The sequence below is a fragment of the Nocardioides sp. P5_C9_2 genome (genome assembly GCF_054049555.1).
On record NZ_JBFUMD010000376.1, the window covers coordinates 1 to 3937 of the forward strand.

General features: G+C 68.0%; 5 protein-coding genes. All 5 read left to right on the forward strand.

Going from position 1 to position 3937, the window contains the following annotated elements; translation table 11 throughout:
- The first annotated feature begins 11 nt into the window (after positions 1–11).
- Positions 12–194 (forward strand): 50S ribosomal protein L30, encoded by a 183-nt coding sequence (gene rpmD / locus ACXJKL_RS16370; RefSeq protein WP_056887130.1) that lies wholly within the window; start codon positions 12–14, stop codon positions 192–194.
- A complete protein-coding gene (gene rplO / locus ACXJKL_RS16375; protein ID WP_457208086.1) occupies positions 194–634 on the forward strand; it encodes a 50S ribosomal protein L15 in 441 nt (146 codons plus the stop codon). Before rpmD ends, rplO begins: the two co-directional genes overlap by 1 nt.
- 201 nt (positions 635–835) lie before the next feature.
- Positions 836–2131: a preprotein translocase subunit SecY gene (gene secY / locus ACXJKL_RS16380; RefSeq protein WP_457208087.1), complete on the forward strand. Its 1296-nt coding sequence runs from the start codon at positions 836–838 to the stop codon at positions 2129–2131.
- The gene (locus ACXJKL_RS16385; RefSeq protein ID WP_457208088.1) at positions 2131–2706 is read left to right on the forward strand and encodes an adenylate kinase; all 576 of its coding nucleotides are present in this window, start codon (positions 2131–2133) and stop codon (positions 2704–2706) included. The genes secY and ACXJKL_RS16385 overlap by 1 nt, the downstream gene beginning before the upstream one ends.
- Before the next feature lie 14 nt (positions 2707–2720).
- Entirely contained in the window at positions 2721–3542 is an 822-nt protein-coding gene (map, locus tag ACXJKL_RS16390) for a type I methionyl aminopeptidase (RefSeq protein ID WP_457208089.1), read from the forward strand.
- Positions 3543–3937 lie beyond the last annotated feature (395 nt).

The window sequence follows — 3937 nt, forward strand, 5'->3', positions numbered from 1 at the left end:
GTGTCCTCCTGATGGCACAGCTCAAGGTCCAGCAGAAGCGCGGCCTGGTCGGTCTCAAGGCCAACCAGCGCGAGACCCTGCGCTCGCTCGGTCTCAAGCGGATCGGCGACGTGGTCGTCAAGGAAGACCGCCCGGAGATCCGGGGCATGGTCAACACAGTCCGTCACCTCGTGACGGTCGAGGAGGTCGACTGATGACGCTCAAGCTGCACCACCTGCGACCGGCTCCCGGCTCCAAGACCGCCAAGACCCGTGTGGGTCGCGGTGAGGGGTCCAAGGGCAAGACGTCGGGTCGCGGTACCAAGGGCACCAAGGCCCGCTACCAGGTCCCCGTCGCCTTCGAGGGCGGCCAGATGCCGATCCACATGCGGCTCCCCAAGCTGAAGGGGTTCAAGAACCCCTTCAAGGTGGAGTTCCAGGTCGTCAACCTCGACAAGCTGAACGAGCTCTTCCCCCAGGGTGGCGCCGTCTCGGTCGAGGACCTGGTCACCAAGGGTGCGGTCCGCAAGGGCCAGCCCGTCAAGGTGCTCGGGCAGGGCGACATCTCGGTGGCCGTTCAGGTCTCCGCCGATGCGTTCTCGGGCTCCGCCAAGGAGAAGATCGAGGCCGCCGGCGGCACCATCACGGTGCTCTGAGGTCCATCCCTCACGCATGACGTACACAGGCCCGGCCTGGCAGTGGGAACTGTCGGGCCGGGCCTCATCGTTCACCGGGGCATGACTTCGACAGGCGACTGTTAGGCTTCCCCGGGCCTCCACGCAGGTGTGTGGAGGCGTTGTCCGCCGCGACGGGGACCAGACCCCCATCACGGCACCAGTAACCGAAAGGCCGATCCTGTGCTAGGCGCGTTCGCCAACGCTTTCCGCACGCCGGACCTGCGGCGCAAGCTGCTGTTCGTCCTGCTGGTCGTCACGATCTTCCGGCTCGGCTCCCAGGTGCCCACACCGGGCGTCAACGTCGGCAACGTCCAGGCGTGCCTCAGCGACGTCGAGTCCAACGGCCTGTACCAGCTCGTCAACCTGTTCTCGGGTGGCGCGCTGCTGCAGCTGTCGATCTTCGCGCTGGGGATCATGCCCTACATCACCGCCAGCATCATCCTGCAGCTGCTCGTCGTGGTCATCCCGCGGCTCGAGGCGCTGAAGAAGGAGGGCCAGGCGGGTCAGACCAAGATCACCCAGTACACCCGTTACCTGACGCTCGGACTCGCGCTGCTGCAGGCGACCGGCATCGTCGCGCTGGCGCGCTCGGGCAACCTGTTGCAGGGCTGCACCCGCGACCTGCTCCACAGCGACGGCACCGCGACCTTCCTGACCATGGTGCTCACCATGACCGCCGGCACGGCCGTCATCATGTGGCTCGGCGAGCTCATCACCGACCGCGGCATCGGCAACGGCATGTCGATCCTCATCTTCACCCAGGTCGTCGCGACCTTCCCCGGCTCGCTCTGGCAGGTCCAGCAGACCCAGGGCTGGTGGGTGTTCGGCATCGTCATGGTGATCGGTCTGATCCTGGTCGCCGCGGTGATCTTCATCGAGCAGGCCCAGCGCCGCATCCCGGTGCAGTACGCGCGGCGGATGGTGGGTCGCAAGATGTTCGGTGGCTCCTCGACGTACATCCCGCTCAAGGTCAACCAGGCCGGCATCATCCCGGTGATCTTCGCGTCGTCGCTGCTCTACCTGCCCGCGATGGCCGTCCAGTTCAACCAGACGAGCTCCTCGCCGGTGATCACCTGGATCAACCGCTACCTCGTGGGCGGCGACCACCCGCTGTACATGGCGATCTACTTCGGCCTGATCATCTTCTTCACCTACTTCTACGTCTCGATCACCTTCAACCCCACGGAGGTCGCGGACAACATGAAGAAGTACGGCGGCTTCATCCCCGGGATCCGGGCGGGCAAGCCGACCGAGGACTACCTGTCCTACGTCCTGTCCCGCATCACGCTTCCCGGAGCGCTGTACCTCGGCATCATCTCGTTGGTGCCGCTGATCGCCTTCGCCCTCATCAACGCCAACCAGAACTTCCCGTTCGGCGGTACCTCGATCCTCATCATGGTGGGTGTCGCGCTGGACACGGTGAAGCAGATCGAGAGCCAGCTCCAGCAGCGCAACTACGAAGGGTTCCTGCGTTAATGAGGCTGATCATCATGGGCCCCCCCGGTGCCGGCAAGGGCACCCAGGCCAAGTTCATCGCCGAGCACTTCGGCATCCCGGCGATCTCCACCGGCGACATCTTCCGTGCCAACGTCTCCCGCGGGACCGAGCTCGGTGTCGAGGCCAAGCGCTACATGGACGCGGGGGAGTACGTCCCCGACGAGGTCACCAACCTGATGGTGCGCAACCGGATCGACGAGGCGKACGCCGAGCCCGGCTTCATGCTGGACGGCTACCCGCGCACCCTCGCCCAGGTGGAGGAGCTCGACGGGATGATCAAGCACACCGGTCACGCCCTCGACGCGGTCGTGGTGCTGACGGTGGACCAGGAGGAGGTCGTGCAGCGGCTCCTCCAGCGCGCCGAGACCGAGGGTCGCGCCGACGACACCGCCGAGGTCATCCGGCGGCGCCAGGAGATCTACGCCGAGGAGACGGCGCCGCTGATCGAGGTCTACCGCGACCGCGGCCTCCTGATCGAGGTCGACGGCCTCGGCCAGGTCGACGAGGTCACGCACCGCATCTTCGACGCGCTCGACGTCGTACCCCAGAGCTGACGGCAGGGCCTGTGGTGTTCGCCAACCGCGGCCTGGAGATCAAGACGCCGGCCCAGATCGACCAGATGCGGGTCAGCGGCCTGCTGGTCGGTCGCACGCTCGACCTGCTCCGCGACGCGGCGGCCCCCGGTGTGACGACGGGCGAGCTCGACCGCCTCGCCGAGACCCACATCCGCGACCACGGCGGCATCCCGTCGTTCAAGGGCTACAGCCACCCGCCCTTCCCGGCGACCATCTGCGCCTCCGTCAACGACGAGGTCGTGCACGGCATCCCGGGGGACCGCGTGCTGGGGGACGGTGACGTGGTGTCCATCGACTGCGGGGCCATCGTCGACGGGTGGCACGGCGACGCGGCGATCACCGTGCCGATCGGCGAGGTCGCCCCCCAGACCCTGGAGCTGCTCCGGGTCACCGAGGACGCGCTGTGGCGTGGCCTCGCGGCCGCCCACCTCGGCGGGCGCGTCAGCGACATCGGTCACGCGATCGAGCGCTACGTCCACGGGGAGGGCCGCTACGGCATCCTCGAGGACTACACCGGCCACGGCATCGGCACCGAGATGCACATGGCCCCCAACGTCCCCAACCACGGCAGGCGCGGCAGGGGGCCGACCCTCGTCGAGGGTCTCGCCCTGGCGGTGGAGCCGATGGTGACGCTGGGCAGCAAGGAGACCGACCTCCTCGAGGACGAGTGGACGGTCGTCACGATCGACGGCTCCATGGYGGCCCACTTCGAGCACACCTTCACCCTCACCCCCGCCGGCGCGTGGGTGCTCACGGCGGTGGACGGCGGCGCGGCGCGGCTTGCGGAGCTCGGCGCGCCGTACGGCGGCCGCTGAGCGGACGGTTCGACCCGCGCCTCCCGTCCGTGACAGACTGGGGGCACCAGGAGGGGAGTATTCCCCCGCGGTGGTGTCGTCAATACGGCGTGGGCGCTCGCCCGCTCCCGGTGCCATCGGCCCCTGCGGCCGCGGCCGCGGAGCGGAAGAGACCTCCGGCTTGACCGCCCGGCGCGGTGCCGGTGCCGTACACCCCCCTACCCCTCCTGAGGAGCAACCTCGTGGACGTACCCACTTGGGTCTGGATCGCCACCTTCGCGGTGACGGTCGTCATCTTCACGTTCGACCTGGCCGTCGTCGGACGACGCCCGCACGAGCCGAGCATGAAGGAGTGCGCGACATACCTGTCGATCTACGTCGGCCTCGCGCTGCTCTTCGGCCTCGGTGTCTGGTAC

What these genes read in the sequence shown, in the direction of transcription:
- rpmD (WP_056887130.1), top strand. Translation starts at nt 12, where the DNA reads ATGGCACAGCTCAAGGTCCAGCAGAAGCGCGGCCTGGTCGGTCTCAAG.
- rplO (WP_457208086.1), top strand. Translation starts at nt 194, where the DNA reads ATGACGCTCAAGCTGCACCACCTGCGACCGGCTCCCGGCTCCAAGACC.